The organism is Alistipes communis, assembly GCF_006542665.1.
In the GTDB taxonomy this organism is placed as follows: domain Bacteria; phylum Bacteroidota; class Bacteroidia; order Bacteroidales; family Rikenellaceae; genus Alistipes; species Alistipes communis.
Window position 1 is genome coordinate 1,762,736 of sequence record NZ_AP019735.1, and the last position, 21,737, is coordinate 1,784,472.

The following is a 21,737-nucleotide window of genomic DNA, read 5'->3' on the forward strand; positions in this document are numbered from 1 at the left end:
GCCGCTGTCCGGAAGCGGTCGTTCGGCGTTATCTTTGTCCCGTCGAGTGAAACGATATGGACCAAAACCGTAAGGAGTATCTGATGCAGGCATCTCCGTTCGAGGCGCTTTTCGCGCGGTTGGCGCAGTCCGATTTCCGCAGCCGGTTCCGTCTGGGGTCCGAAGAGGTCGCCTGTATCGAACGCAGGGGAATGGCGGTCATCCGCCGTCATGCCGAAGATTTCGTGCGTCGGCGGCTCGCGCCGGCGTTTATTCCCAACGACGGCAGGCAGACGCCCATGCGGGGGCACCCCGTTTTCATCGCTCAGCATGCCACAGCCTGCTGCTGCCGCGGTTGTCTGGCTAAGTGGCATGCGATCCCTGCCGGTCGGGAGCTGACCGCACGGGAACAGCGATATGTCGTGGAGGTCTTGATGGCATGGATCGAACGGCAGTCGGCGCGGTGAGCGGGGACGTCCGTCGGGATCGGCGAGGGGGCCGTCCGCTGCCGCTTTTTTCGGAGGTTCCGCTTCGGCGGTTGCGAGGGGACGTGCCGAACCTGCGTGCCGGCGAGGCGGGTGCGCAGGCGTTGCGGCGAAAATAAGGGAAAAATAGGGGGGCGAAGAGTGCCGCCGCCGTAAAAGTCCGTGGCGAGGCGTCGGCCGGCAGCGAAAAAAACAGGAGCCGACCTTTCGGCCGGCTCCCTCCTCCATCAAAAATTAACCCTCTCTATCTCTTCTGAAGGATGTCTCGGAGGTAAGCGTCGAGGAAAAACAGGTCCGAGTCTTCCCCTATCACCTCCTTCATTAGCAAATCGTCATCGTCGGCGATGCCGTTCGCGTTTTCTGTGTCCAGTTCTTTCATAGGCTGTCGGTGTTATGAAATTCACATATCATAAACGCGACCATCCCGTGACTTATTGTGCCTCTTCTAACTTAAAATCAGGTTTTTTTCCTTGATCATTTTCCGAAGATTGATCAGCGCGTACCGCATACGCCCCAGCGCCGTGTTGATGCTGACACCGGTCTGTTCGGCGATCTCCTTGAAACTTAGGCCCGAATAGTAGCGCATCATCACCACCTCGCGCTGCTCGTCGGGCAGCAGCTCCACCATGCGGCGGACATCGCTGGCGATCTGCTCGCAGACGATTTCGTCTTCGACGGTGCGTTCCGCCAGCCGCAACGTACCCAATACGTCGTAACCGGCTTCGGCCTCGTTGAGCTGCCGGTTCTGTTTCTGGGCGCGGAAGTGGTCGATCACCTGGTTGTGCGCGATGCGCAGAATCCACGAGAGAAACCGCCCGTTGTCGGTATAGCGGCCCTCGTCGATGACGCGCACGGCTTTGATAAAGGTCTCTTGGAAAATATCGTCTGCGACATCGCCGTCCTTGACCATCATCTGGATATAGTCGCGGACACGACGGCTGTGGCGTTCGATCAATTGGGAAATAGCATTCCGGTCGCCCGAAAGGTAGCAATTAAGCAATTTCTGATCACTTACTACTTGAACGTTCATACTCTTCTCCTTATTTAGCAATTATAAAGAGTAGAATTTTTCGATAGGCAATCCGCTTTTAATAGTTAAATTCTATGTGTCTCTCCCCGTCCGGCATCCGGAAGTCGGTTGTTTTCAACTCTTCGAACCCTTTCGGAGGGGATTCTACGGTGGCAAGATAATCACTTTTTTGCAAATTTCCAAATTTTTTAGCAATTCGCATACTGCAACCGCCTTTCCGACCGTTACGGTGCGTACGCAAGAATCGGGCCGGAGGAAGTCTCGACGTGCATTTTGTCGCGGAGAAATCGAAAAACGGGACATGCGGGCCGGAAAATAGCGCGAGAAGACATACTCACGTTCGATTTTCCGGACGTTCGGAAAACCGAACGCCGAACCTGACAATTTGACGGTCTCTTACTTCGATTCGTTGAGCGGCGGCTGTTTGCGGGGTTCGACATGGATCGAGACGATCGTCCCTTCCCCGTAGGCGTCGCGCAGCCGCCGCTCGATGTCGACGGTGAGCCGGTGCGATTCGGTGACCGTCATCGCGCCGTCGACGCGGATATGCACCTCGACGGCGATGTTCTGCCCGATACGCCGCGTGCGCAGGTTATGCGGCGACGCGACGGCCGGATCGGCCGCGATCAACGACAGGATGTGTTCCTCCTGCTCGCGGGGCAGCGATTTTTCGAGCAGTTCGTCCATCCCCATTTTCATCAGCTGCCACGCCACGCGCAGGATCAGCAGCGCCACGACGATCGCCGCCGCGGGGTCTGCCAGCCGCCAGCCGCCGCCCAGGAAATAGGCGCAGCCGATTCCGACGAGCGTGCCTACCGACGAGAGCGCGTCGCTGCGGTGATGCCATGCGTTGGCCACGACCGAGGGGCTGTTGACCCTTCGGCCGACGCGCGCCGTGTAGCGATAGAGCGCTTCTTTGGCGACGATCGATACGACGGCCGCCCACAGCGCCACGACGCCCGGCTGTGTCGGAAGGAGGCCTCGCGTGAAGTCGCGGATCGCTGTGCCTCCGCTCCACAACAGCTTGATTCCCACGCCTGCAAGCGCTACGCCGATGATGAGCGTGGCCAGCGTTTCGTATTTCCCGTGGCCGTAGTCGTGGTCGTCGTCGCGCGGTTTGGCCGAAACGCGCACGAAGAGCAGCACCACCAGATCGGTGGCGAAGTCCGACACCGAATGGATGGCGTCGGCCACCATGGCCGCGCTGTGTCCCCAGATACCTGCGGCAAGTTTCCCGGCGCTCAGTACCAGATTGACTGCGAAACCGATCCATGTGACGCGGTAGATGGCCTGTTCGCGGCCGAGGGTTCGTTCTGTCATAGCGGGTCGTATGTGAAATTAGAAAAGCGGCGGCGGATTGTTCCCGCCGTCGCTTTGCATTCGATTCGGTCGATTGCGCCGGCCTGTCCGGTCAATAGCTCCGAGCGAAGAGCACGCGCTGGTGCGACGGCTTGCCCGAATAGATGCAGGCGCCCTCTTCGTCGACGGCGTCGAGCGGGATGCAGCGGATCGTGGCTTTGGTCGCCTCCTTGATCGCCACCTCGGTCTCGACGGTACCGTCCCAGTGCGCCGCCACGAAGCCGCCTTTGGTGTCGAGCGTGCGGACGAACTCCTCCCACGTATCGACGGGCGTAATCATCGAATCGCGGAACGACCTGGCCTTGTCGAAGATGCCTTGCTGGATTTCGTCCATCAGCGCTGCCACGCGGTCGATCAGCCCCTCCTGCGGTACGACCTCCTTTTCGAGCGTGTCGCGGCGCATCAGTTCGATCGTGCCGTTTTCCAGATCGCGCGGGCCGAGCGCCAGCCGTACCGGCACGCCTTTGAGTTCGTATTCGGCGAACTTGAAGCCCGAACGGACATTGTCGCGTGCGTCGACCTTGACGCTCAGTCCGCGTGCGCGGAGTTCGGCGGCGATCGCGTCGAGCTTGGCGACGATCGTCTTCATCTGCTCCTCGCCCTTGTAGATCGGGACGAGCACCGCCTGGATCGGCGCGAGCGCCGGCGGCAGCACCAACCCGTTGTTGTCCGAATGGGCCATGATGAGCGCTCCCATCAGGCGGGTCGAGACGCCCCACGACGTGGCCCACACGTATTCGAGCTTGCCCTCCTTGTTGGTGAACTGCACGTCGAACGCCTTGGCGAAATTCTGCCCCAGAAAGTGCGACGTACCGCTCTGCAACGCCTTGCCGTCCTGCATCAGCGCCTCGATCGTGAGCGTGTCCTCGGCGCCTGCGAACCGTTCGTTGGGCGACTTGTGGCCCACGATCACGGGCAGGGCCATGTATCGCTCGGCGAACTCCTTGTAGACGTTTATCATCTTCGTGGCCTCGGCGATCGCCTCCTCGCGCGTCTCGTGGGCGGTGTGCCCCTCCTGCCACAGGAATTCGGCCGTGCGGAGGAACAGGCGCGTGCGCATCTCCCAGCGCACGACGTTGGCCCACTGGTTGCACAGGATCGGCAGGTCGCGGTAGGAGTGGATCCAGTTCTTATAGGTATTCCAGATGATCGTCTCCGACGTAGGGCGCACGATCAGTTCCTCTTCGAGCCTGGCGTCGGGATCGACCACCACGCCCTTGCCTTCGGGATCGTTTTTCAGCCGGTAGTGCGTCACTACGGCGCACTCCTTGGCGAAGCCTTCGACGTGGTGCGCCTCCTTCGAGAAGAAGGACTTGGGGATGAAGAGCGGGAAGTAGGCGTTCTCGTGGCCCGTCTGCTTGAACATCCGGTCCAGAATGGCCTGCATCTTCTCCCAGATGGCATAACCGTAGGGTTTGATGACCATGCAGCCGCGGACGGCCGAGTTCTCGGCCAGGCCGGCCTTCACGACCAGATCGTTGTACCATTGCGAGTAGTTCTCCTCGGATTTGGTCAAATCTTTGAGTTCTTTTGCCATATGCTTGCTTTTCGGTATTTTCCGAGCGACAAAATTAGCAAAATAAATCGGGAATCGCGAATGATCGGCTGAGAATTAACCGTTGCGCGGAGTGCTTCTTTCGACGATACGATGCGGAATTCGGGCGTTCGCATCTGCGTCCGCCGTGTTTCCGTCTGCGGTGCATCGCGGAATTTGTCGTACGTTCCGTGCGACCGTGACTTTTTTTTGTGTCCGTTGCGGCAGACCGGAGGCTTTGTCCTTGCGGGCTGCAAAAGAGACGGACGGCTCCGCGAAGCCGTCCGTCGTGCGATCTGCGATTTGGTAATTAGAATCGGAAAATCAGCGACATGGCCACATTGTGCCGTTTCGACTTGGTGTCGAACAACCCCGTGGTGGTGAAGAAATCGCCCGTCGCATTCTCGATGCTGTAAAAGAGCCGATACTTCGTCTGTTTGTCGGTGACGTTCTGGTAGGCCAGATCGAGCGTCACGTAGCGCGAAAGGTTGAACCCGACGCCGGCGGTGATGTAGCGGGTCTCGTACGTGAGCGGCGAGTCGTAGTAATGCTCCCTGTTTTTGAACATCGAGTCGGTGTAGCCCGCGCCTACGCGCAGCGCTATCGTCGGCAGCGGCTTGAACTCGACGCCGGCGCGGATCGTGTTCGTACCCTGGAAAGCCTGTTTGAATTCGGCCTTGTACTCTTCGGGGTAGGGCTCGAAGCCGTCGGGTGTATTCTTCACGCGGATGCCGTTGTACCAGTCGCGTTCGTAGTCGACCGTAATCAGGCCGAAGTTCCCGAAGGTGTAGGAGATGCCGAACAGCAGGCGCGCCGGCGAGGTGAAGCACCACGAGTTGCTGCCCATATCGTCCTGATAGGGCGTACCGTCCTGATTGATCTCTGTCTTTTCGGTGGCGTTGTTGTACATCTGTGTCGTGATGTCGCCGTAGTAGCTGCGTTCGAGCGAATAGTAGGTCGGCGTATGGAATGCCACGCCGATGCGCAGGCTTTCGATCGGCCGGACGGTTACGCCCAGTTTGAAATTGACGCCCGAACCGTCGAGCACCGATTTCTGGTAGAGGTCGGCGTAGTCCAGCTGCGTTTCGAGCTCCTCGCCGGCTGAATTAATTGCCTGGCCGTGGTCGTAGCGGTAATCCTCGCCGTAGTAGACGCCCGTGGCCTTGTGTACGCTCTGGATGCCGATCGTGGCGCCGATATAGACGATGTTGTTCAGATTGGCGCCCGCCGAGATGGTGAACTCGTTGATCGAACCCGAATTGACGACGTCCATGTAATGGAGGATCGACGCGTTGCTACCGATGCAGTCGGGAACATAGGTGGGCTTTTCCTCCTGTGTCTCGGGATCGGTATAGAAGTGGCGGCTGATCATAAAACCGTTGTAACCCAGCACTGCCGGCCAGTAATAGGGATTGACATTATAGCCCAATTCGTCGTTGCCGTTGGGAAAGATGCCGGCCTGTCCGAGCTGCTGCCCGAAGATGTCGGCGATCGTCGGCGCCCATACCGAACCTCCGGCATAGGGCGTATCGGTCTTGTAGGAGTAGCGGCTGTTGAAATCCGCGATGCGGTTCAGCCCGATGCCCACCGTGAAGCTGGTGAGCGTGCCCGTCCCTTCGTAGGCGTTGAGCGCCGCGCCGAAGTTGGCCATCGAAAAGCGGTTCTTGCCGTTCTTGGCATAGGACATCGTGCCGGGCGTCTCCGACGACTGGAAGGTCATCATCGGCGTCAGCGCGATTTCGTTGCGGCGGTACATGCCCAGCCCCGCCGGATTGATCGACATCGAAGCCAAGTCGGCTCCCAGCGAGGTGAAGGCTCCGCCGAGCGCCATCGAGCGGGCCGTGCCCAATGCCTGCGGCTGCGACATCTGCGCCATTTCGCCGGCCAATACGCCGTCCTGGTTCAGTACGGCGCCGCCGAAGGCCAGTGTCCCGCGCTGCTGCGCCTGCAACGATCCTGTCGCAACCAGTGCGGCCGCCCATATTGCAATCTGTAACTTTCTCATAATCCGATGCTGTTTAACTCGGTTGAACATTTAACGCCCCCGGAATCCGCGGCTGCCGCCCGACGAGGTGCCGCCTCCGCTTCCGCCGCGCGAACCGCCCCCGCTGTTGTAGCTTCCGCTGCGGCTTCCGCCGCGCGAGCCGCTGTTGAACGAACTGCCCGAATTGTTGCGGTAGGTGCTGTTGCTGCGGTAGCTGTTCTCGCGTTCGTTGTAGCTGTTATTGTTGTACGTGTTCCCGTTGCCGCGGTAGACATTGCTGCTGTTGTTGCTGCGGCCGCCGCTGTTGTAGTAGACGCCGCCGCTGTTGTTGCGGTTGCTGTTGTAGCTTCCGCCGCGCGATCCGCTCCCCGACGTGCCGTAGTTGCGGTAGCTGCCGTTGCGCGACGGCGTACCGTAGCTGCGGTAGTTGCGCGGGATCGATCCGTTGTTGTTGAGCCGGTAGTTGGGACGCGGGCGATAGTAATGCGGGTGTCCCCAGTGCGGATGCCCCCAGTACGGATAGTAGCCTCCGTACCAATAGCTGTGGTTCCACCACGGATTGTACCAGCCTCCCCAGCCCCAATAGGGGCCGTACCCCCAGCCGTAATAGGGCCAGCCGTAGCCCCAACTGCTGTACCAGCTGCCGTAGATGCCGGCCATATACCCCGCCGCGAAGCCGGTGGCCAGTCCCCACGTGCCGAACATCGAAGTGATGTATTTGGGTTCTACCCACACTTCGTCGCCCATGACGATGATGTTGTAGAAGGCCGGATCGTAGGCCGTCAGGTAGTTGAACGTTCCGCTGTAACGGAGGTTCCAGTAGCTCGACGGCATCTTGTAGGTGGGCGATTCGAAGCCCCGCAGCCGTCGTTCGTAGGCGCTTTCGTAGTCGTCCACCACCAGATCGTCGAAGTCGTTCGAGCCGTAGTAGCGGTTTTCGGCGTCGTCGGCCTGCGCCTGCGCCATGAGGGCCTCCCATTTGGCGCGGCGTGCCTCCGCTTCGGCTTTTTCTGCCTCGGCCTTGGCCTTTTCGCGTTGTGCGATCTTCGTCTTATTGTGGATGCCGTAGAGGTCGTCGCCCGCGTATCCCTCCGATTGGTAGTACGCAGAGGAACAGCCTGTCGTCAGCAGTGCCAGCAACAGTAGTCCGATCCCTGTTTTCATTGTTTTCATGGTGCGTACGTTTTGAGTAGTTTGTCTGTGTGTTTAACGAAAACCGTACCGGGTTTAGTATCGAAACGGTTTCCTAACAAAGGTAGGAATTATTTTCGATAACCGTCCGGTTTCATTCATATAAACGCGTGCGGGGCGCGGATACTGCACGGATCGGTGGGTACGAGGCGCGAATTTCCGCTTTCGGACAACTTTTTTATCGTGAAAAAGAACAATCTGAGAAATTTTGTTTATATTTGCAGCCCCGAAAGGATGATAAACGTCGCTCCCGACGGGGCCGGAAGGCGGGGCTTCCCCCGTTTCGCGGCGATTTTGGAGAGATGCCGGAGTGGTCGATCGGGCCGCACTCGAAATGCGGTGTACGGGCAACTGTACCGGGGGTTCGAATCCCTCTCTCTCCGCAAAGAATCAACCGGTCGGATGGTTGGTTCTTTTTTTTGATTCGGGGAAAGGTGCAGGAGTGGTTGAACTGGCCCGCCTGGAAAGCGAGTAAACCCCTAAAGGGTTTCAGGGGTTCGAATCCCCTCCTTTCCGCAAGCCGGTAGGCGAAAAGTCCGTGAACGAAGTTCGCGGACTTTTTTATTTGACGCGCAACCGAATTTATTCGGAATTGCGCGTCAAATAAAAAGTTCGCCGTTGCCGGCGACTTTTTGCCTGCCGGCGGCGGCAGGGCAAGCCGGCAGGCAGGGGAAAGGCGCCGCGCCCGCAGGTGCGCAGGCCGATCTCCGTGAATATCGCCTGCATCTCCGGTTCTGGCCGCAAAATTCTGTTCGCAAAGACTCCGTCCGCATTTTCCTGCAACGGATATGTCATCCCGACTCCCGTTCGAGATACTCCCGTAACACGCGCGCGTGGTTCTCCTCCGCATTTTTGGAGGCGTAGAGAAGCGTCGCGCACGGTTCCTTTTCGATCTTTGCGACGAACGCCCTCACGGCGGGCGACGCCGCCAGTTCGTGCAGATACCGTCTGCGGAACTCTTCCCAACGGCCTTGCGGGTCGGCATGGAACCATCTCCGGAGGGGAGCGGAGGGCGCGATCTCCTTCGCCCACAGGTCGTAGTGCAACGCCTCCTTGCGGATGCCGCGCGGCCAGAGTTTGTCGACCAGCACCCGCAGTCCGTCCGTGTCCGTTGCGGGTTCGTAGACCCGCTTGATTGCGATTCGTGTCATGTCCTGTCTGTGATTTCGATATACGGTTTCGGACAAGAAATATACCTCTTTTTTCGGATGCGCCCGTTTTCTGTCGCGAACGGGCTGAATCTCAGGTTCCCTGCTTTTCCGAAGGGTCCGTATGCAGGGGAGCGGTCTCCATCGTCGCCAGGTCGGCTTTTCCGGAAGCGGCGATGCCGTTGAGGAGGACGTCGCGGGCGCCCGTGCGCTGGAATGCATAGAGTTCGAAGGCCGGTAATACGGCGACGAAGTGCTCCATAATCTCAGCTTGAATGGATTCGTAGCTCGGCCAGTTCTTGTCGGAGGAGAAGCAGTAGATCTGGACCGGCAGTCCGTTCTCCGTCGCGGGCAGCGTCCGGACCATCAGCAGCAGGTCGCGGCTGACGAAGGGGTGCCGGCGCAGGTACAACGCCATGTAGGCCCGTAGCAGACCGAGATTCGTCTCGATTGTCCCGTTGACCAGTCCGTCGGGATTCTCCGTGTTGGCGACCTTGCCCTCGGCCGCCTGCCGCTGTTTTTCGGCGATGAATTGCGCCAGTTCTTCGTCGAAAGCCTTCATCCGTTCCAGAAATTCGGGCGTGCAGGGTTTGATGCAGTCGAGTTTGAGTGTGTATTCGCGCATGATGCGGCGTCCGCCCGAATCGCTCATGCCCCGCCAGTTGACGAACGATCCGGAGACCAGCGAGTACGGAGGTACGGTGACGATCGTATTGTCGAAATTCTGGACTTTGATGACCGTCAGCGAGATGTCGGTCACGGTGCCGTTGATGCCGTTCTGGGGCATCTCGATCCAGTCGCCGATGCGCAGCATGTCGTTCTCGGAGATCATCACGCCCGCGACCAGCCCCAGGATAGGGTCCTTGAATACCAGCATCAGGACGGCCGTGAAGGCGCCCAGCCCCGTAATCAGGTTGACCGGCGACTTGTCGATCAGGATCGAGACGACGACGATGACCACGACGCAGGAGAAGATCACCTGAAAGATCTGGATGAATCCCTTGATCGGACGGTTTTTCAACTGTCCGTCGTTTTTCAGCGTGTCGCCCACGGTGTTCAGGATCGCGTTGACGGAGATCATCAGCACGATGAAGAAGTAGATCCACGTGACCCGTTCGCTTACGGTGAACCATGCGGAGTCGGTGGCGAAGGCGAAGGGCAGCAGCGCGGAGACGATCAGGGGCGGAATGAGCGCCGTCGATTTGCGGAAGACGCTGTACCGGAACAGCGAATCGAAGAAATCGAGGTGTTTGCGTTTGAGGATTTTCCTGGCCGCGCGGACGAGCAGGAGGTGGACGACGGCCGCCACGACGAACGCGATCGTGACGATGCACACGAGAAACAGGATCTCGTCCAGTTTGTCGAGCAGGTGGCGCGGAATGCCTATCCATGAAAGGAGGTTTTTGATGCCGAGCAACAGGGTTCGGGCGAATTCGTTCGTATTCATATCGGTTCGGTAAGCGGCACGTCTTTCGGCGGGCGGCGGGGCGTTTTCCCTGCCGGAACGCAAAGAATATGCCTTACCCGAAACGGGATCGCAGCCGAAACGCTCCGGCGGATTTTCAGGCGGTACCACCGCCTGCGGGATACGAGTTTCGGTTGAAAAGCGTATCTTTGCCGTGCGGCCGCTCACATGCGGCGCCCGACGGACGATGAAAGAGAGTTGGAAACCCGGCACGATGATCTATCCGCTGCCGGCCGTGCTGGTGGGGTGCGGCGATGCGCCCGACAACTGGAACCTGCTGACTGTGGCGTGGACGGGGACGGTCTGCACCGCACCGCCGATGTGTTACGTCTCGGTGCGTCCCGAACGCCACTCCCATGCATTGATCGCGCGCACGGGCGAGTTCACGATCAACCTCACCACGGCTGCCATGGCGCGTGCCGTCGACTGGTGCGGCGTCCGTTCGGGTCGCGACTACGATAAATTCCGCGAGACGGGACTCACGCCCCTGCGCGGCGCGGTCGTGGCGGCTCCGGCGTTGGAGGAGTCGCCCGTCGTCGTCGAGTGCCGCGTGCGGCAGATCCTGCCGCTCGGGTCGCACGACATGTTTCTGGCGGAGGTCGTCAACGTGCTGGTCGACGACCGCTACATCGATTCCGCCACGGGGCGTTTCGATCTGGAACGAGCGGGGCTGGTGGCCTATTCGCACGGCGAATATTTCCGGCTGGGCGAGCTGATCGGCCATTTCGGCTGGTCGGTGCGGCGCCGCAAGATCATCGTCCGCGAACGAAAAGGCCGTCGCTGAACGACGGCCTTCCCGAGCGGCTGCCGGCGGTCACGGTTCGATTCCGTAGAGGCGCGACCGTTCGCTCTCCGGGTGGTAACGTTCGCCCATCGGCTTTGGAAATAGACGGTGAACCGTTCGACCTCCTGCGGCGATTCCCGCAGCGAAACGATCTCCATAAGCGGTATTCCCTTCCCGATCAGTATTTGTGTTCCGCCTCCTCGACCTCGCGTTCCGAGATCGGGCGGGTCAACGCCCTCCACGCATACCAGATGTAGGCCGCGACGAAGGGGATCAGCAGCGAGACGACGCTCATCACTTTGAGTGTGAAGAGACTCGACGAACTGTTGGTGATCGCCAGCGAAGACTGCATGTCCGTCAGCGACGGGTAGTAGCAGGTATCGTTCCAGCCCGCCAGCAGCAGCAGTGCCAGCACCGTGAGGATCGTTCCCGCGCCGCTGAACCAGATCGCCCGCCGGCTGCCGTTGCGCCCGCCGCTCCAAAGTCCCCACAGCACCGCAGCGACGCCTGCGAGCAGCACGATAGCGACAGCCGGCATCGCCAGCAGATTGTGCAGGTATTTGTAAGGTTCGATGCTCACCGTGCCGGAGGCAGGGTCGATCGCCCGACCGTCGGAGCAGAGCAGCCACCCGAAGAAGGCGAGGAACGCGGCCAGAAAGAGCAGCGAATAGCCGCACGACAGGCGTCGCGCACGCAGCCGCAGCGTCTCGTCGTCGAGATTGTTGAGGAAAAAGTGGAACGCCAGCACCCGCGAAAGGGCGAAGACGGCTACTCCCAGCAGCAGATTGCGTGCGTCCGTCAGCGCTTCGAGACCGTGCCACGGCGTCGCCCATTGCGATATGGCCGTGTCGCCGCCCACGGCGGCCATGTTCATGCGGTTGACGGTGAACTCCGCGCCGGTGAAGAATGTGCCCACGGCGACGCCCAGCAGCAGCGGCCCCGCCACGCCGTTGAGTACCAGAAAGGCCTCGTAGGTGCGTTGGCCGAGTACGTTGGACGGTTTGCGGCGGTATTCGTAGGAGACGGCCTGCACGACGAAGACCAGCAGAATGGCCATCCAGACGTAGAATGCGCCGCCGAACGATGTCGAGTAGAATAACGGGAAGGAGGCGAAGAACGCGCCGCCGAAGGTGACGAGCGTCGTGAAGGTGAACTCCCATTTGCGGCCGAGCGCGTTGACGACCAGGTCGCGTTCGGCTTCGGTGCGCCCCATCGTGTAGAGCAATCCCTGACCGCCCTGTACGAAGAGCAGGAAGACCAGCAACGCCCCCAGCAGGGAGATGAGGAACCACCAATAGTGTTGCAGAAAGAGCAGTGTGTCCATAGTCGTTATTCGTTAGGTCCGATCTTGATCTGGCGCAGCATGATGGCCAGTTCGGCCGCCAGCAGCACCGTGAAGAGCGCGAGGAAGATGAAGAATGTGACGGCCACGGGCGTGGCGGCGATGTGCGACCCCGACACGCAGGCAGGCAGCAGGTTCTGGATCGTCCACGGCTGGCGTCCCACTTCGGCGACGATCCAGCCCGCCTGCGAGGCGAGGTAGGCCAGCGGGATCGACAGGATCATCACCCGCAGCAGCCAGCGTTTGCCTGCGAGCCGGTCGCGGCGGTTGAGCCACCACACGACGGCACAGAGCAGGATGAAGAAACAGCCTGCACCGACCATGACGCGGAACGAATAGAAGACCAGCGGCACGTTGGGCACCGTCTCCTGGGGCGAGCGGAGATAACCGTAGCCGAAGTAGGCGTAGTAGTCGCGCAGGAAGGCCGCCCCTTCGGGCGTCGAGGCGTCGAAAAGCCGTTCGACCTCGTGCATCGCGGCTTCGTCGCCCTTTTCGCGCGCTTCGTGATAGCGGCCCAGCTGGTCGATCGCATGGCGTCCGCGCGACATTTTCTCGGCCGTGGAGAGGATGCCCCGCTCCTCGTTGCCGTAAACCAGATCGTTGATCCCCGGCACGAAGGCGTCGGCCGAGCGGAAACTCATCAGCGAGAGGAGCTTGGGGATGCCGATCTTGAAGTAGAAGGCGTTGTCGTCGCAGGTGCGCTGCCCTTCGGGGCGCAGCAGGCCCACCACCGTCAGCGGCGCCCCCTCCTCGCCGTCGTAGAGCGCCTCCATGGCCGCCAGCTTCATCGGCTGCACGCGCGCCACGATCGCACCCGAGCGGTCGCCCGAAAAGGCCGCCACGAGGGCGAAGACCAGTCCGAAGACCGACGCCAGCGCGATGCTGCTGCGCGCCATGCGGCGGTGGCGTCCGCGCAGCAGGTACCACGCGCTCACGCCCATGACGAAGATCGCCGCCAGGAGGAACGACGAGGTGACCGTATGCGAGAACTTGTTGATCGCCACGGGCGAGAAGAGTACGTCCCAGAACGAATCCATCTCGTTGCGCACCGTGGCGATGTTGAACGAACATCCGACGGGATACTGCATCCAGCTGTTGGCCACCAGAATCCACAGCGCCGAAAGGTTGGCGCCGATGGCCGTGAGCCACGTAGCCGAGAGGTGGAAGCCGCGGCTCACCTTGTCCCAGCCGAAGAACATCACCGCCACGAAGGTCGATTCGAGGAAGAAGGCCATGATCCCCTCGATGGCCAGCGGCGCACCGAAGATGTCGCCCACGAAGTTGGAGTAGTTCGACCAGTTGGTGCCGAACTCGAATTCGAGAATCAGTCCCGTGGCTACGCCGATGGCGAAGTTGATGCCGAACAGCCGCATCCAGAACTTCGTCGTGCTGCGCCAGAAGGGGTCGCCCGTGCGGTAGTAGCGGGTCTCCATCAGCGCGCACAGGACGCTCAGACCGAGCGTCAGCGGGACGAAGAGCCAATGGTAAATGGCCGTCAGGGCGAACTGCGCCCGCGACCACTCCACGCTTTGTAGCATTTCCGAAACCATACGCTTTTCAGTTTTGCGTTTCCAATCCGTGCTTTATCAGTTCGTTGCGCACGATTTCGCCGCGCTCTTCGGCGCTCTTGCCGCCCAGGACGTCGGGGAAAAAGAGCAGCCGCAGGACGACGAACAGGATGAAGAGTTTGATGAGGATAATCGCCCACAGCGTCCGTCCGAGCGTCATCTCCCGGAATCCGTCGTAGTAGAAACGGAAGATGCGGACGGGCAGCGGTCGGCGGTCGGCGTTTTTCATCGGGCGCAACATACTGAGTCTTACGAAACGAAAGATACTGATTATTTTCGAACCGTCAAAAAATTTGCCGAAAAAGAGCGGTGCGGCCGTCTTCGGCGGGAAAACCGAAGGAGCGGTCGGATGCGGCGCAGCGGGGCGGCTTCCGCGTTATTCCAGCTGCCGGTAATAGTACAGTTCGTCCGTTTCGGAGAGTTCGGGGTGGAAGATGTGCACCAGATCCGCCAGCACGCGGTCGGGACGCAGTACGCCCGATTCCCAGAAATCGCTGCCGCCCGCCGCGTTGCGGCGGCGGTTGTTGTCGTAGACGCGCCCCTCGCGCACGGGAGGCGTGTCGGCCAGCCGGGGATTCTGCCGGCGCACTTCGTCGAGGGTGTTGCAGCCGCTCACGTTGAGCCAGAAATCGGACTTGCTCGTGAGGTAGTAGGCCTGCTCGATGTCGATCGGCAGCGTCTGCGTGGCCGTGTTCTCCTCGAAGACGTACCGTGCGCCGGCATCTTCGAGGAGCCGCACCATGTAGCTGTTGCGCGCCGGCATGAACCAGGTGTCGCGGTAGGGGGTGTTGAGCATCACGCGCGGCCGTGCGGCGGTCTGCTGGGCGAGGGCACGCAGCCGTTCGTAGCGTTCGGGAATGGCGGCGAAGAGGCGGGAACCCTCCGTGCGGAGTCCTGCGATCTCGGCGGCGACGACCACCCATTCGCTCTTGCCCAGCGGCGACTCCTCGCAGTGCTCGCCCATGTAGAGGTAGGGGATGCCCAGCTCGCGCAGTTTTCCCGTGAGCGCCGTGTCGGCCCCGCCGATGCCGAAGAGCATTACCAGGTCGGGGCGCAGCGCCATGAGCCGTTCGAAATCGACGTTGCTGTCGAATCCCACGTCGGCGGCCTCCCCGCGGGCGATGCGGCGGCGGAGCGTTTCGTTGATCAGGTATTGCGCTCCGGAGACGCCCACCACGCGGTCGGCCGCTCCGAGGGCGTCGAGCATGGCGATGTAGGATCCCGACATGCAGACCACGCGCCGCGTCTCGTCGCGCAGCACCTGCCCCTCGAAACCTGCGGGGGCCGGTTCGCCGTCGCGGGCGATGAAGAGGTACTGGTCGGTAACCTCGTCGCCGTACCACGGGTTGTGGACGGTGACGAGCGTGCTGCGGCTTCCGGCAGCGCCCGTGATCTCGAATCCCGAGGCGTAGCGGGGCGTGTAGACCGGCAGCGTGAAGTCGCCGATCGGGCGGGCGGCGCGCTGACCGCAGGCGGCCAGCAGCAGGCCGCAGAGCAGGGGGAGGAGGCGTCTCATCGTTTGCGGGTGTGGAATTTGGGTCGGATGTCCAGAAAGATTTCGTAGTTGAGGCGGGGCATGGGGCGCGAGAGCACGGTGACGTACTCGACGTTGAAGAGGTTGCGCACCACCCCTTTGAGCGACAGATCGGCCCATCGCAGCGCGAAGGAGCGTTCGAGCGAGAGGTCGCTCATGTAGTAGGGTTCGAGCCGGCCGGTGCGGAGCGACGTGTCGTTGCTCGTGGTGGTATAGCGTTCACTGTAATAGTTCCATTTGTAGACGAGTGTCCAGCGGCGCCAGCCCAGCGTCGCCGTGGCGGCCGCGGCGTATTCGGGGACGTAGACCAGCTGTTTGCCGTAGGAGGCGTCGGCGTCGTTGACCGGTTCGCCGTAGTTGATCGAGGGGGTCCATGCGAAGTGGGCGTCGAGGCCGAGCCGCCAGTCGGGCGAGAGGCGCACCGAGGCGTCGACCTTCGTCTCGGCGCCGTAGTTGTGGACTTTGCGGACGTTGCGGGGCGTCCAGTAGCCGCGCCGTGCCTGCACCCAGAGAATCCAGTCGTCGATGTGCGAGTCGAAGAGCGTCGCCTCGCCCCGCAGCGTGTAGCCCTCCGCTTCGCCGCCCAGTGCGAACGATATGCCGCCGTCGTAGGTGAAGCCGTGTTCGGGGCGCAGGTCGGGGTTGCCGCCCGGCTGGTAGTAGCGGTCGTTGAGCGTCGGGTAGCGGTAGTTGCGCGCCACGGAGGCTTTGAGTACCACGTTGCCGCGTTCGGAGACGACCCAGTCGAAGAAAAAGGCGGGGATCAGCGGCACGGCATGGCGGTCGTAGAGTTCGCCGCGCAGGTTGACCGCCAGCCCGATGCGTTCGGTCGGCCGCCATTTGGCCGAGAGGTGCCCCGACAGCTCCACGCGGTAACGGTCGTAGACGTCGCCCTCGTGGTAGGGGCTCTTGTCGCTGCAATCGACCATCGGAACGTGTAGCGCGACGTTGCCCGTGAAGAGCCAGCGCCGGCCGACGTAGTATTCGGCATCGAACTGTCCGTAGGGAGTATGCAGATAGCTGCGGCTCAGCGTCAGGTCGCTCTGCGCTCCCTGTGCGTTGCGTTGCCGGAAGTCGTAGGCCGAGGCGGTGTAGGCGTAGCCGAGTTTCGCTCCCAGTTTGAGCCGCTCGCGCAGCCGTTCCCACGAGGCCACGGCGCGCAGCGTCTGTTCGCGTTGTTCGTTGAGGATCGTCACGTCGTCGCGGTAGTCGGTCGAGAGGAAGGGCAGCCCGCGTTTCGAGCGGAGATACCACGCCGAAAGGCCGTAGCGCGTGCCGTCGCCGCGATTGTAGTAGAGTTCCTGCAACAGGTGCAGGTCGCGGAAGTAGCCGCTGCGGTTGCGCTCGACGGGGTGGTAGGTGTCGACCACCGCGCCGTCGGGGCCGTAGACGAGCTCCATCTTGTCGTAGTTGGTGTAGCGGAAGTCGTTGTCCGAGGTGGAGTAGACTGCGCGCGTCGAGGCGCTCCACCGCTGGCCGCCGTAGCTTACGCGCAGGTATTGGTCGAAGGTCGAGAACGACCCGACGCCCTGCACGTATTGCGTTTGCCAGCCCCGCTGCGCGGACGGGCGGGTGCCGAGCACGACGGCGCCGCCCAGTGCGCCGCCCGTGACGCCGATCGAAGAGGCGCCGTGCAGCAGCGTCGCGGCGTCGATGAAGAACGCGGGGATCATCGAGAAGTCGACCGTGCCGAGCATCGGCGAGTTGATCCGCATCCCGTTCCACGTCACCTGCGTGTGCGAGGGCGACGTGCCGCGGAATTCGGCCGTCGCGAGCGTGGCACGGCCGTAGCTCTTGATGAAGAGGTTGGCGTTCTGCGTCAGCACGTCGGCCATCGAGAGCGAGATGTTGTCGTGCAGCACGGTCGAATCCAGCTGCGTGCGCTGCACGCCGATCTCCTTCATCGTGCGGCGGGTCACCACCGGCACCTCCTCGATCGGGAGCGACCACGCGGGGCGCTCCTCCTGCGCGGCGGCGAGCAGCGGGAGAATGAGCAGCGGAAGGAGCGTGAGGCGGCGCATGGGTTATTCGGTTTCTCGGTCGATAAGGTGGTAGTCGACGATGTGGTGCACCTCGGTGGAGGTTTCGCCCAGCAGTGCGGTCTTGCCCATCTGGCCGGTCTGTATCTTCACGAAGTCGATGTATTTCAGGTCGGCGGGCCGGCCGTCGAAGGTGCGGGCGTTGCTCAGGCGGAAAAGGCAGAACTGCCCGTCGTAGTCGCTTTTGCCCGCGTTGTCGGCATAACCCCAGTCGTAGGGAGGAACGACGGTCTGCCCCGAAGCGTCAACGTACGAGCGGTCCAGCAGGCGCGTGCCGTAGAAGGTGCACTCTCCTTCGGGCAGCCACGGCTGATAGTAGCTGTCCGAAGGGTTCCAGTAGGCGTTGTGGTCGATCGTGCCCCCGCCGCCGCGGTTGTCGCGCCAGACGACGGCGGCCTGCGCGCGCGTAGGCTGATAGTAGGTGACCGAATAGTCGTAGATCGTTTCAGCGCTGTCGTACTCCGAACCGGCCAGTTCGTACCACGTGTCGTTGGGTTCCCCGTCGCCGTTCTCGTCCTGTGCGACCCAGACGACGCCTGGCTCCGACTGGTAGGAGTAGGGATTGCCGCGGATGGCCAGGTCGACTCCGCCGCCGCTGTTGTCGACGCTGTGGTCGAAGCCTGCGACGACGTAGCCGCCCCACGCTCCCAGCGAGATCATGTAGTTGATGTCGAAGCGCGATTGCACGTGGGCGCACGCTTCGGCCATCGTCGTGGCGGTGAAGAGCGGGCCGTACATGTAGCCGCTCACCCACAGTCCGGGCGCGGGCAGGTACTCGAAGACGCGGACGGTCGACGCCCGGCTCGCGGCGTCGGCGGGCCGGTAATAGGTGCCTTCGGCAGCACAGACGTTGACCGACAGTGTTTGCGAGCGGGTCGCATAGCTGTTGCGCATGGTGACCGTCACTTCGTGCGGTCCTTCTTCGAGGGCTTCGAAGCGGTATTCGAGCTGCGCTCCGCGTTGTCGCTCCGTGCCGTCGACCTCCCAGATGTATTCGGCGTCGAAGGCGTTGACGGGGTTCCACCCTTTCAGGCGGATCGTGCGTCCCCGCGCGACGTTATAGGCCGTCTGGGGAAATTCCCACGAGAAGGGCATCTGCTCCGGAGACAATACTTTTACAGTGAACGAGACCGAGTCCTCGCCGTCGTCGTTCGCGGCGCTGAACGTCACTTCGTAGTCGCCGCATTCGTGCCGCCGGAAAAGGTACTCCGCCGCTTCGCCGACCATTTCTCCGTCGATCGTCCATCGGAAGCGCGCCGTCTGGCCGTTCTCGACGGTGGGAGCGATCGTCAGTTCGGCATCGGCCGCGACGGTGAACCCTCCGACGGGTTCGATGAGCGTGATGCAGGGCGCTTCGAGCGCGTCGACCCGCACGCGCAGTTCGTCTTCGGCGGCGCCGTAGTCATTTTCGACGCGCAGCGAGAGGTAGTAGATGCCGGCCTTGTCGCGCCGGAAGACGTAGGAGGCTTCGCGGCAGACCACCTCGTCGTCGCACGTCCAGGTGAAGCGCGCCCCTTCGGCGTTAGTATAGCTCGGGGCGATGAGCAGTTCGCGCCCCGCCTTCACGCGGTAGCGGGCGTTGGCCTCCTGCTGCGTAATGGTGGGTTGCAGTGCCGAGGTGTCGGTTTGTTCGTCCCCGCCGCAGGCGACGGCGAGCAGTGCGGCGAGCAGGGAGAGCGTCTTTCTCATGGCGGTTTCCTATTTGAATGCGAAGGCGCTGGGTAGCATTCCCACGCCGAACGAGTCGACCAGTTCGGCGCTCTGACCGGTGTCGCGGTAGCGGTAGACCACGCCCGGCTGTTCGAAATCGATCGCGTCGCCCACGTAGATCTCCCCGCTCGTGGGATCGACCGCCAGACCGTAGATCTGGTGCCGCCGCTCGTTGGGGATCAACGGCCTGACGGGAGCGTGCGCGGCCGTGACCGACATCTTGCAGATGCCGTCGTTGATGAAGTAGAGCACGTCGCCCGCACCGTTGATGCAGAGCTCCGAGGGGTACTCCTCCTTTTCGAAGACGAATTCCTGTTCGACGCGCCAGGTTGCAGCGTCGATGCGGTAGAGACAGGGTTCGGTCTGCCCGTATTCGCTGCCGGCGTAGCCGCCGTCGGTCAGCGCCCACAGTTTGCCGTTGCGGTCGACGACCAGCGAATTGGGCTGGATGCTCCGCAGTTCGATTTCGTGCACCACCTTGTCCTGCTCGGAGTCGATGACCAGGATCTTGTTGCTGTACGACCAGCAGTTGACGAAGACCCACTTGTCGTACTGCGCCATCTGTTCCGTGGAGTTGTAGCTGCCCGTCGACGGTGCCTGACCGGTGTGGATGGCGCCCGTTATCTTGCAGGTGCGGGGGTCGAAGACGGTGATGTAGGGGCTGAACAAGTCGGTCACGTAGGCCTTCGTGTCGCTCAGGAAGTGGATGTAGCGCGGCGCGACGATGTGGTTGTTCTCGTCGGGGTGCTGGCTGCTCGCCGCTTCGAGCTTCCCCTCGACGCGGAAGGTGTCGGCGTCGATGGCCCAGATTACGCCCGAATTGTCCATCGGGATGAAGACGCGCCCTTCGCGCAGGAAGATCGATTGCGCCACGTCGCCCAGTTTGGCGCCGTTGGCACGGTAGAAGACTTCGTTCTGCACCGTGCGTGCGGCGGGGTCGTAGTAGGAGAGCGAGGCGTTGCCGGCGTTCATGTTGCCTTCGCAGAGGCAGAAGACCCCCGCGCTGCCGCCCGTGTCGAAATCCTCTTTTTCAGCCGGCCCCGAACTTTCGCAGGCTGCCAGCAGCAATACGGCGCACCATGCGGCCGCTATCGTTCCGAATCGTATCATAGTCGTCGAACTTTGTCGTATCGGACGGGATCACGGCGGCGGGAGAGAGGGGAGGGATCGGTCTGGCAGCAGGTCGCGCAAGCAGTGTGCGCATTCGGCTTCCGGCCCGTACCCCGCAGGCGTGAATCCGTCTTTTCGGGCCGAAAGCAGGTCTTCTGACTTTTCCTTCTGCGACGCCTTCCCGATCGAAATCAGTGGCCTGAACGTGTCGCGGAGTACATCCGTCGCTCGGGACGGATGCCGGAATTTACAGCAGCGGGAACTGTTCGGGAGTTACACCCGATTCCCTTTTCATCCGGGCGCAGCGAGGCTTCGCCGCGCCGTTGGAACTCTCGGCGAGGCAAAAATACGAAGAATTTTCCAGAAAGCGGCTTTTTACGGAAAAATAGCGGCGACCTCTCGAAAAGATCGCCGCAGAAGGGTTGCGGATCGTGCCGTCGGCACCGGTTTCCGTCATTCGGCGAGGTGCCAGCCTGTCGTCCCGTGGTGTTCGGGGCAGCCGCCTTCGTGATGGTGTGCGCAGGCGTCGCCCGAATCGGCGATCCGGCCGGCCAGATAGGCCGCGACGACCTCCTCGACAGGCCCGTGGCAGCCGCGGATGACGGCGATACCGTTGCGTTGGAGGACGTTTTTCGCCCCGTCGCCCATGTTGCCGGCAAGCATCACGTCGACGCCCATGGCGTGCAGGCGGGGGGCGATGTCGGATTTACAGCCGCAGCCTTCGGCGGCGGGTAGCGTCTGGCGGCCGGCGATGCGGCGGTCGGCGTCGAGCGTGAAGATCGTGTAGCATTCGCAGTGGCCGAAGTGGTCGTCGACCGCGCCGTTGCGGGTCGGAAGTGCGATTTTTTCCATGATGACAGTGTTAACAGGATTATATGTTGTATTCGGTTGTCCGAGTATCTCGGAGTCTTCATTGCGGCGGCAGGCCGGACAGCGGGGTGTTCCGGTGTGGATGCGCCGGCAGTGCGGGCAGCGGTACCAGCGTTCGGAGTGGCAGACCTTTCCGCCTTCGATGCGCAGCGGCCGCCCTTCGACGAGCGCGGCGGCGAGCGTGTGGCGGGCACGGTCGTAGAGACGCGTGCAGGTGGGGCGGGAAATGCCCATGCGCTCGGCCGCCGCGGCCTGTGTCAATCCCTGGTGGTCGATCAGGCGGATCGCTTCGTATTCGTCGTACCGAAGCGTGACGGCTTCGGGAGCGACGCTATCTCCGCCGACGGGACGCATTCCCGCGACGGCGGGCGGTTGGGCGATGTAACAGCATTTGCGGGGACGCGGCATGACAAAAAACTCGTTTCCGCAAAGTTATTAATTATGAACATAAGTTCAAAATAAATGATGGAAAATATGCTATGTTACCATTTGTCCGAAGGTGCAGGGGAGCTTCGATCGTGCGAAAATCCGGTTCGCTGCGGGGCGTTTCTTCGGGCGAAGGTTTGGATATTTCGTAAAAAAGGCCTATTTTTATCTCCTAATCC

General features: G+C 61.7%; 19 protein-coding genes, 2 tRNA genes and 1 riboswitch. Of the genes, 4 read left to right on the forward strand and 17 right to left on the reverse strand.

Annotated features, from left to right (window positions below; translation table 11 throughout):
* The first annotated feature begins 56 nt into the window (after window positions 1-56).
* Window positions 57-446 (forward strand): DUF4186 domain-containing protein, encoded by a 390-nt coding sequence (locus FMF02_RS07295; protein WP_141412652.1) that lies wholly within the window; start codon window positions 57-59, stop codon window positions 444-446.
* A gap of 262 nt (window positions 447-708) precedes the next feature.
* Here FMF02_RS07295 and FMF02_RS13950 read toward each other — a convergent pair whose 3' ends face one another.
* The 6 genes from FMF02_RS13950 to FMF02_RS07320 all read right to left on the reverse strand — a co-directional run bounded on the left by FMF02_RS13950 (window position 709) and on the right by FMF02_RS07320 (window position 7,544).
* Window positions 709-843 (reverse strand): hypothetical protein, encoded by a 135-nt coding sequence (locus FMF02_RS13950; protein ID WP_019130430.1) that lies wholly within the window; start codon window positions 841-843, stop codon window positions 709-711.
* A gap of 66 nt (window positions 844-909) precedes the next feature.
* The gene (locus tag FMF02_RS07300; protein ID WP_141412653.1) at window positions 910-1,494 is read right to left on the reverse strand and encodes an RNA polymerase sigma factor; all 585 of its coding nucleotides are present in this window, start codon (window positions 1,492-1,494) and stop codon (window positions 910-912) included.
* A 396-nt stretch (window positions 1,495-1,890) separates the two neighbouring features.
* On the reverse strand, window positions 1,891-2,814 hold the full coding sequence (locus FMF02_RS07305; RefSeq protein WP_019130428.1) for a cation diffusion facilitator family transporter: 924 nt from the start codon (window positions 2,812-2,814) through the stop codon (window positions 1,891-1,893).
* Window positions 2,815-2,905: 91 nt separating this feature from the next.
* On the reverse strand, window positions 2,906-4,390 hold the full coding sequence (proS, locus tag FMF02_RS07310) for a proline--tRNA ligase (protein ID WP_141412654.1): 1,485 nt from the start codon (window positions 4,388-4,390) through the stop codon (window positions 2,906-2,908).
* 307 nt (window positions 4,391-4,697) lie between these two features.
* A complete protein-coding gene (locus FMF02_RS07315) occupies window positions 4,698-6,392 on the reverse strand; it encodes an OmpP1/FadL family transporter (protein WP_141412655.1) in 1,695 nt (564 codons plus the stop codon).
* A 30-nt stretch (window positions 6,393-6,422) separates the two neighbouring features.
* On the reverse strand, window positions 6,423-7,544 hold the full coding sequence (locus tag FMF02_RS07320; RefSeq protein ID WP_141412656.1) for a hypothetical protein: 1,122 nt from the start codon (window positions 7,542-7,544) through the stop codon (window positions 6,423-6,425).
* Window positions 7,545-7,858: 314 nt separating this feature from the next.
* On the opposite strand from FMF02_RS07320, the gene FMF02_RS07325 reads away from it, so the two are divergent.
* Both FMF02_RS07325 and FMF02_RS07330 read left to right on the forward strand, forming a co-directional pair.
* Window positions 7,859-7,945 (forward strand) — tRNA-Ser (locus FMF02_RS07325).
* A gap of 45 nt (window positions 7,946-7,990) precedes the next feature.
* Window positions 7,991-8,078, forward strand: a tRNA-Ser gene (locus tag FMF02_RS07330).
* Window positions 8,079-8,144: 66 nt separating this feature from the next.
* Here FMF02_RS07330 and FMF02_RS07335 read toward each other — a convergent pair.
* From FMF02_RS07335 to FMF02_RS07345, 3 genes are all read right to left on the reverse strand, one after another.
* Window positions 8,145-8,357, reverse strand: coding sequence for a hypothetical protein (locus FMF02_RS07335; protein ID WP_141412657.1), 213 nt, complete (start codon window positions 8,355-8,357; stop codon window positions 8,145-8,147).
* A complete protein-coding gene (locus tag FMF02_RS07340) occupies window positions 8,354-8,713 on the reverse strand; it encodes a DUF488 domain-containing protein (protein WP_141412658.1) in 360 nt (119 codons plus the stop codon). Before FMF02_RS07340 ends, FMF02_RS07335 begins: the two co-directional genes overlap by 4 nt.
* 91 nt (window positions 8,714-8,804) lie before the next feature.
* Window positions 8,805-10,157: a mechanosensitive ion channel family protein gene (locus tag FMF02_RS07345; RefSeq protein WP_141412659.1), complete on the reverse strand. Its 1,353-nt coding sequence runs from the start codon at window positions 10,155-10,157 to the stop codon at window positions 8,805-8,807.
* A 205-nt stretch (window positions 10,158-10,362) separates the two neighbouring features.
* Between FMF02_RS07345 and FMF02_RS07350 the strand changes: the two genes are divergently transcribed.
* Window positions 10,363-10,959: a flavin reductase family protein gene (locus tag FMF02_RS07350; RefSeq protein WP_141412660.1), complete on the forward strand. Its 597-nt coding sequence runs from the start codon at window positions 10,363-10,365 to the stop codon at window positions 10,957-10,959.
* Between the two features lie 178 nt (window positions 10,960-11,137).
* Here the strand turns inward: FMF02_RS07350 and FMF02_RS07355 are convergent, their stop codons facing one another.
* The 8 genes from FMF02_RS07355 to FMF02_RS07390 all read right to left on the reverse strand — a co-directional run bounded on the left by FMF02_RS07355 (window position 11,138) and on the right by FMF02_RS07390 (window position 21,540).
* On the reverse strand, window positions 11,138-12,283 hold the full coding sequence (locus FMF02_RS07355; protein ID WP_141412661.1) for a cytochrome d ubiquinol oxidase subunit II: 1,146 nt from the start codon (window positions 12,281-12,283) through the stop codon (window positions 11,138-11,140).
* 5 nt (window positions 12,284-12,288) lie between these two features.
* Window positions 12,289-13,851: a cytochrome ubiquinol oxidase subunit I gene (locus FMF02_RS07360; protein WP_141412662.1), complete on the reverse strand. Its 1,563-nt coding sequence runs from the start codon at window positions 13,849-13,851 to the stop codon at window positions 12,289-12,291.
* Between the two features lie 7 nt (window positions 13,852-13,858).
* On the reverse strand, window positions 13,859-14,098 hold the full coding sequence (locus FMF02_RS07365) for a DUF4492 domain-containing protein (protein WP_162851449.1): 240 nt from the start codon (window positions 14,096-14,098) through the stop codon (window positions 13,859-13,861).
* Window positions 14,099-14,245: 147 nt separating this feature from the next.
* Window positions 14,246-15,385 carry an ABC transporter substrate-binding protein gene (locus FMF02_RS07370; protein ID WP_141412664.1) on the reverse strand — a complete coding sequence of 380 codons (1,140 nt, stop codon included), beginning with the start codon at window positions 15,383-15,385 and terminating at the stop codon, window positions 14,246-14,248.
* Window positions 15,382-17,424: a TonB-dependent receptor gene (locus FMF02_RS07375; protein ID WP_141412665.1), complete on the reverse strand. Its 2,043-nt coding sequence runs from the start codon at window positions 17,422-17,424 to the stop codon at window positions 15,382-15,384. The genes FMF02_RS07370 and FMF02_RS07375 overlap by 4 nt, the downstream gene beginning before the upstream one ends.
* A 3-nt stretch (window positions 17,425-17,427) precedes the next feature.
* On the reverse strand, window positions 17,428-19,131 hold the full coding sequence (locus FMF02_RS07380; protein ID WP_141412666.1) for a PKD-like domain-containing protein: 1,704 nt from the start codon (window positions 19,129-19,131) through the stop codon (window positions 17,428-17,430).
* Window positions 19,132-19,140: 9 nt separating this feature from the next.
* Window positions 19,141-20,262: a DUF5074 domain-containing protein gene (locus FMF02_RS07385; protein WP_232044745.1), complete on the reverse strand. Its 1,122-nt coding sequence runs from the start codon at window positions 20,260-20,262 to the stop codon at window positions 19,141-19,143.
* Window positions 20,263-20,390: 128 nt separating this feature from the next.
* Window positions 20,391-20,611, reverse strand: a riboswitch (cobalamin riboswitch).
* A gap of 104 nt (window positions 20,612-20,715) precedes the next feature.
* Window positions 20,716-21,540: a DUF134 domain-containing protein gene (locus FMF02_RS07390; RefSeq protein WP_141412667.1), complete on the reverse strand. Its 825-nt coding sequence runs from the start codon at window positions 21,538-21,540 to the stop codon at window positions 20,716-20,718.
* Window positions 21,541-21,737 lie beyond the last annotated feature (197 nt).

Excerpts from the sequence above, each read along its gene's own strand:
- FMF02_RS07390 (WP_141412667.1), bottom strand. The coding sequence starts at position 21,540 with ATGCCGCGTCCCCGCAAATGCTGTTACATCGCCCAACCGCCCGCCGTC.
- FMF02_RS07340 (WP_141412658.1), bottom strand. The coding sequence starts at position 8,713 with ATGACACGAATCGCAATCAAGCGGGTCTACGAACCCGCAACGGACACG.
- FMF02_RS07335 (WP_141412657.1), bottom strand. The coding sequence starts at position 8,357 with ATGACATATCCGTTGCAGGAAAATGCGGACGGAGTCTTTGCGAACAGA.
- FMF02_RS07385 (WP_232044745.1), bottom strand. The coding sequence starts at position 20,262 with ATGATACGATTCGGAACGATAGCGGCCGCATGGTGCGCCGTATTGCTG.
- FMF02_RS07355 (WP_141412661.1), bottom strand. The coding sequence starts at position 12,283 with ATGGACACACTGCTCTTTCTGCAACACTATTGGTGGTTCCTCATCTCC.
- FMF02_RS07295 (WP_141412652.1), top strand. The coding sequence starts at position 57 with ATGGACCAAAACCGTAAGGAGTATCTGATGCAGGCATCTCCGTTCGAG.
- FMF02_RS07305 (WP_019130428.1), bottom strand. The coding sequence starts at position 2,814 with ATGACAGAACGAACCCTCGGCCGCGAACAGGCCATCTACCGCGTCACA.
- FMF02_RS07300 (WP_141412653.1), bottom strand. The coding sequence starts at position 1,494 with ATGAACGTTCAAGTAGTAAGTGATCAGAAATTGCTTAATTGCTACCTT.
- FMF02_RS07370 (WP_141412664.1), bottom strand. The coding sequence starts at position 15,385 with ATGAGACGCCTCCTCCCCCTGCTCTGCGGCCTGCTGCTGGCCGCCTGC.
- proS (WP_141412654.1), bottom strand. The coding sequence starts at position 4,390 with ATGGCAAAAGAACTCAAAGATTTGACCAAATCCGAGGAGAACTACTCG.
- FMF02_RS13950 (WP_019130430.1), bottom strand. The coding sequence starts at position 843 with ATGAAAGAACTGGACACAGAAAACGCGAACGGCATCGCCGACGATGAC.
- FMF02_RS07345 (WP_141412659.1), bottom strand. The coding sequence starts at position 10,157 with ATGAATACGAACGAATTCGCCCGAACCCTGTTGCTCGGCATCAAAAAC.
- FMF02_RS07315 (WP_141412655.1), bottom strand. The coding sequence starts at position 6,392 with ATGAGAAAGTTACAGATTGCAATATGGGCGGCCGCACTGGTTGCGACA.
- FMF02_RS07320 (WP_141412656.1), bottom strand. The coding sequence starts at position 7,544 with ATGAAAACAATGAAAACAGGGATCGGACTACTGTTGCTGGCACTGCTG.
- FMF02_RS07365 (WP_162851449.1), bottom strand. The coding sequence starts at position 14,098 with ATGAAAAACGCCGACCGCCGACCGCTGCCCGTCCGCATCTTCCGTTTC.
- FMF02_RS07360 (WP_141412662.1), bottom strand. The coding sequence starts at position 13,851 with ATGGTTTCGGAAATGCTACAAAGCGTGGAGTGGTCGCGGGCGCAGTTC.
- FMF02_RS07375 (WP_141412665.1), bottom strand. The coding sequence starts at position 17,424 with ATGCGCCGCCTCACGCTCCTTCCGCTGCTCATTCTCCCGCTGCTCGCC.
- FMF02_RS07350 (WP_141412660.1), top strand. The coding sequence starts at position 10,363 with ATGAAAGAGAGTTGGAAACCCGGCACGATGATCTATCCGCTGCCGGCC.
- FMF02_RS07380 (WP_141412666.1), bottom strand. The coding sequence starts at position 19,131 with ATGAGAAAGACGCTCTCCCTGCTCGCCGCACTGCTCGCCGTCGCCTGC.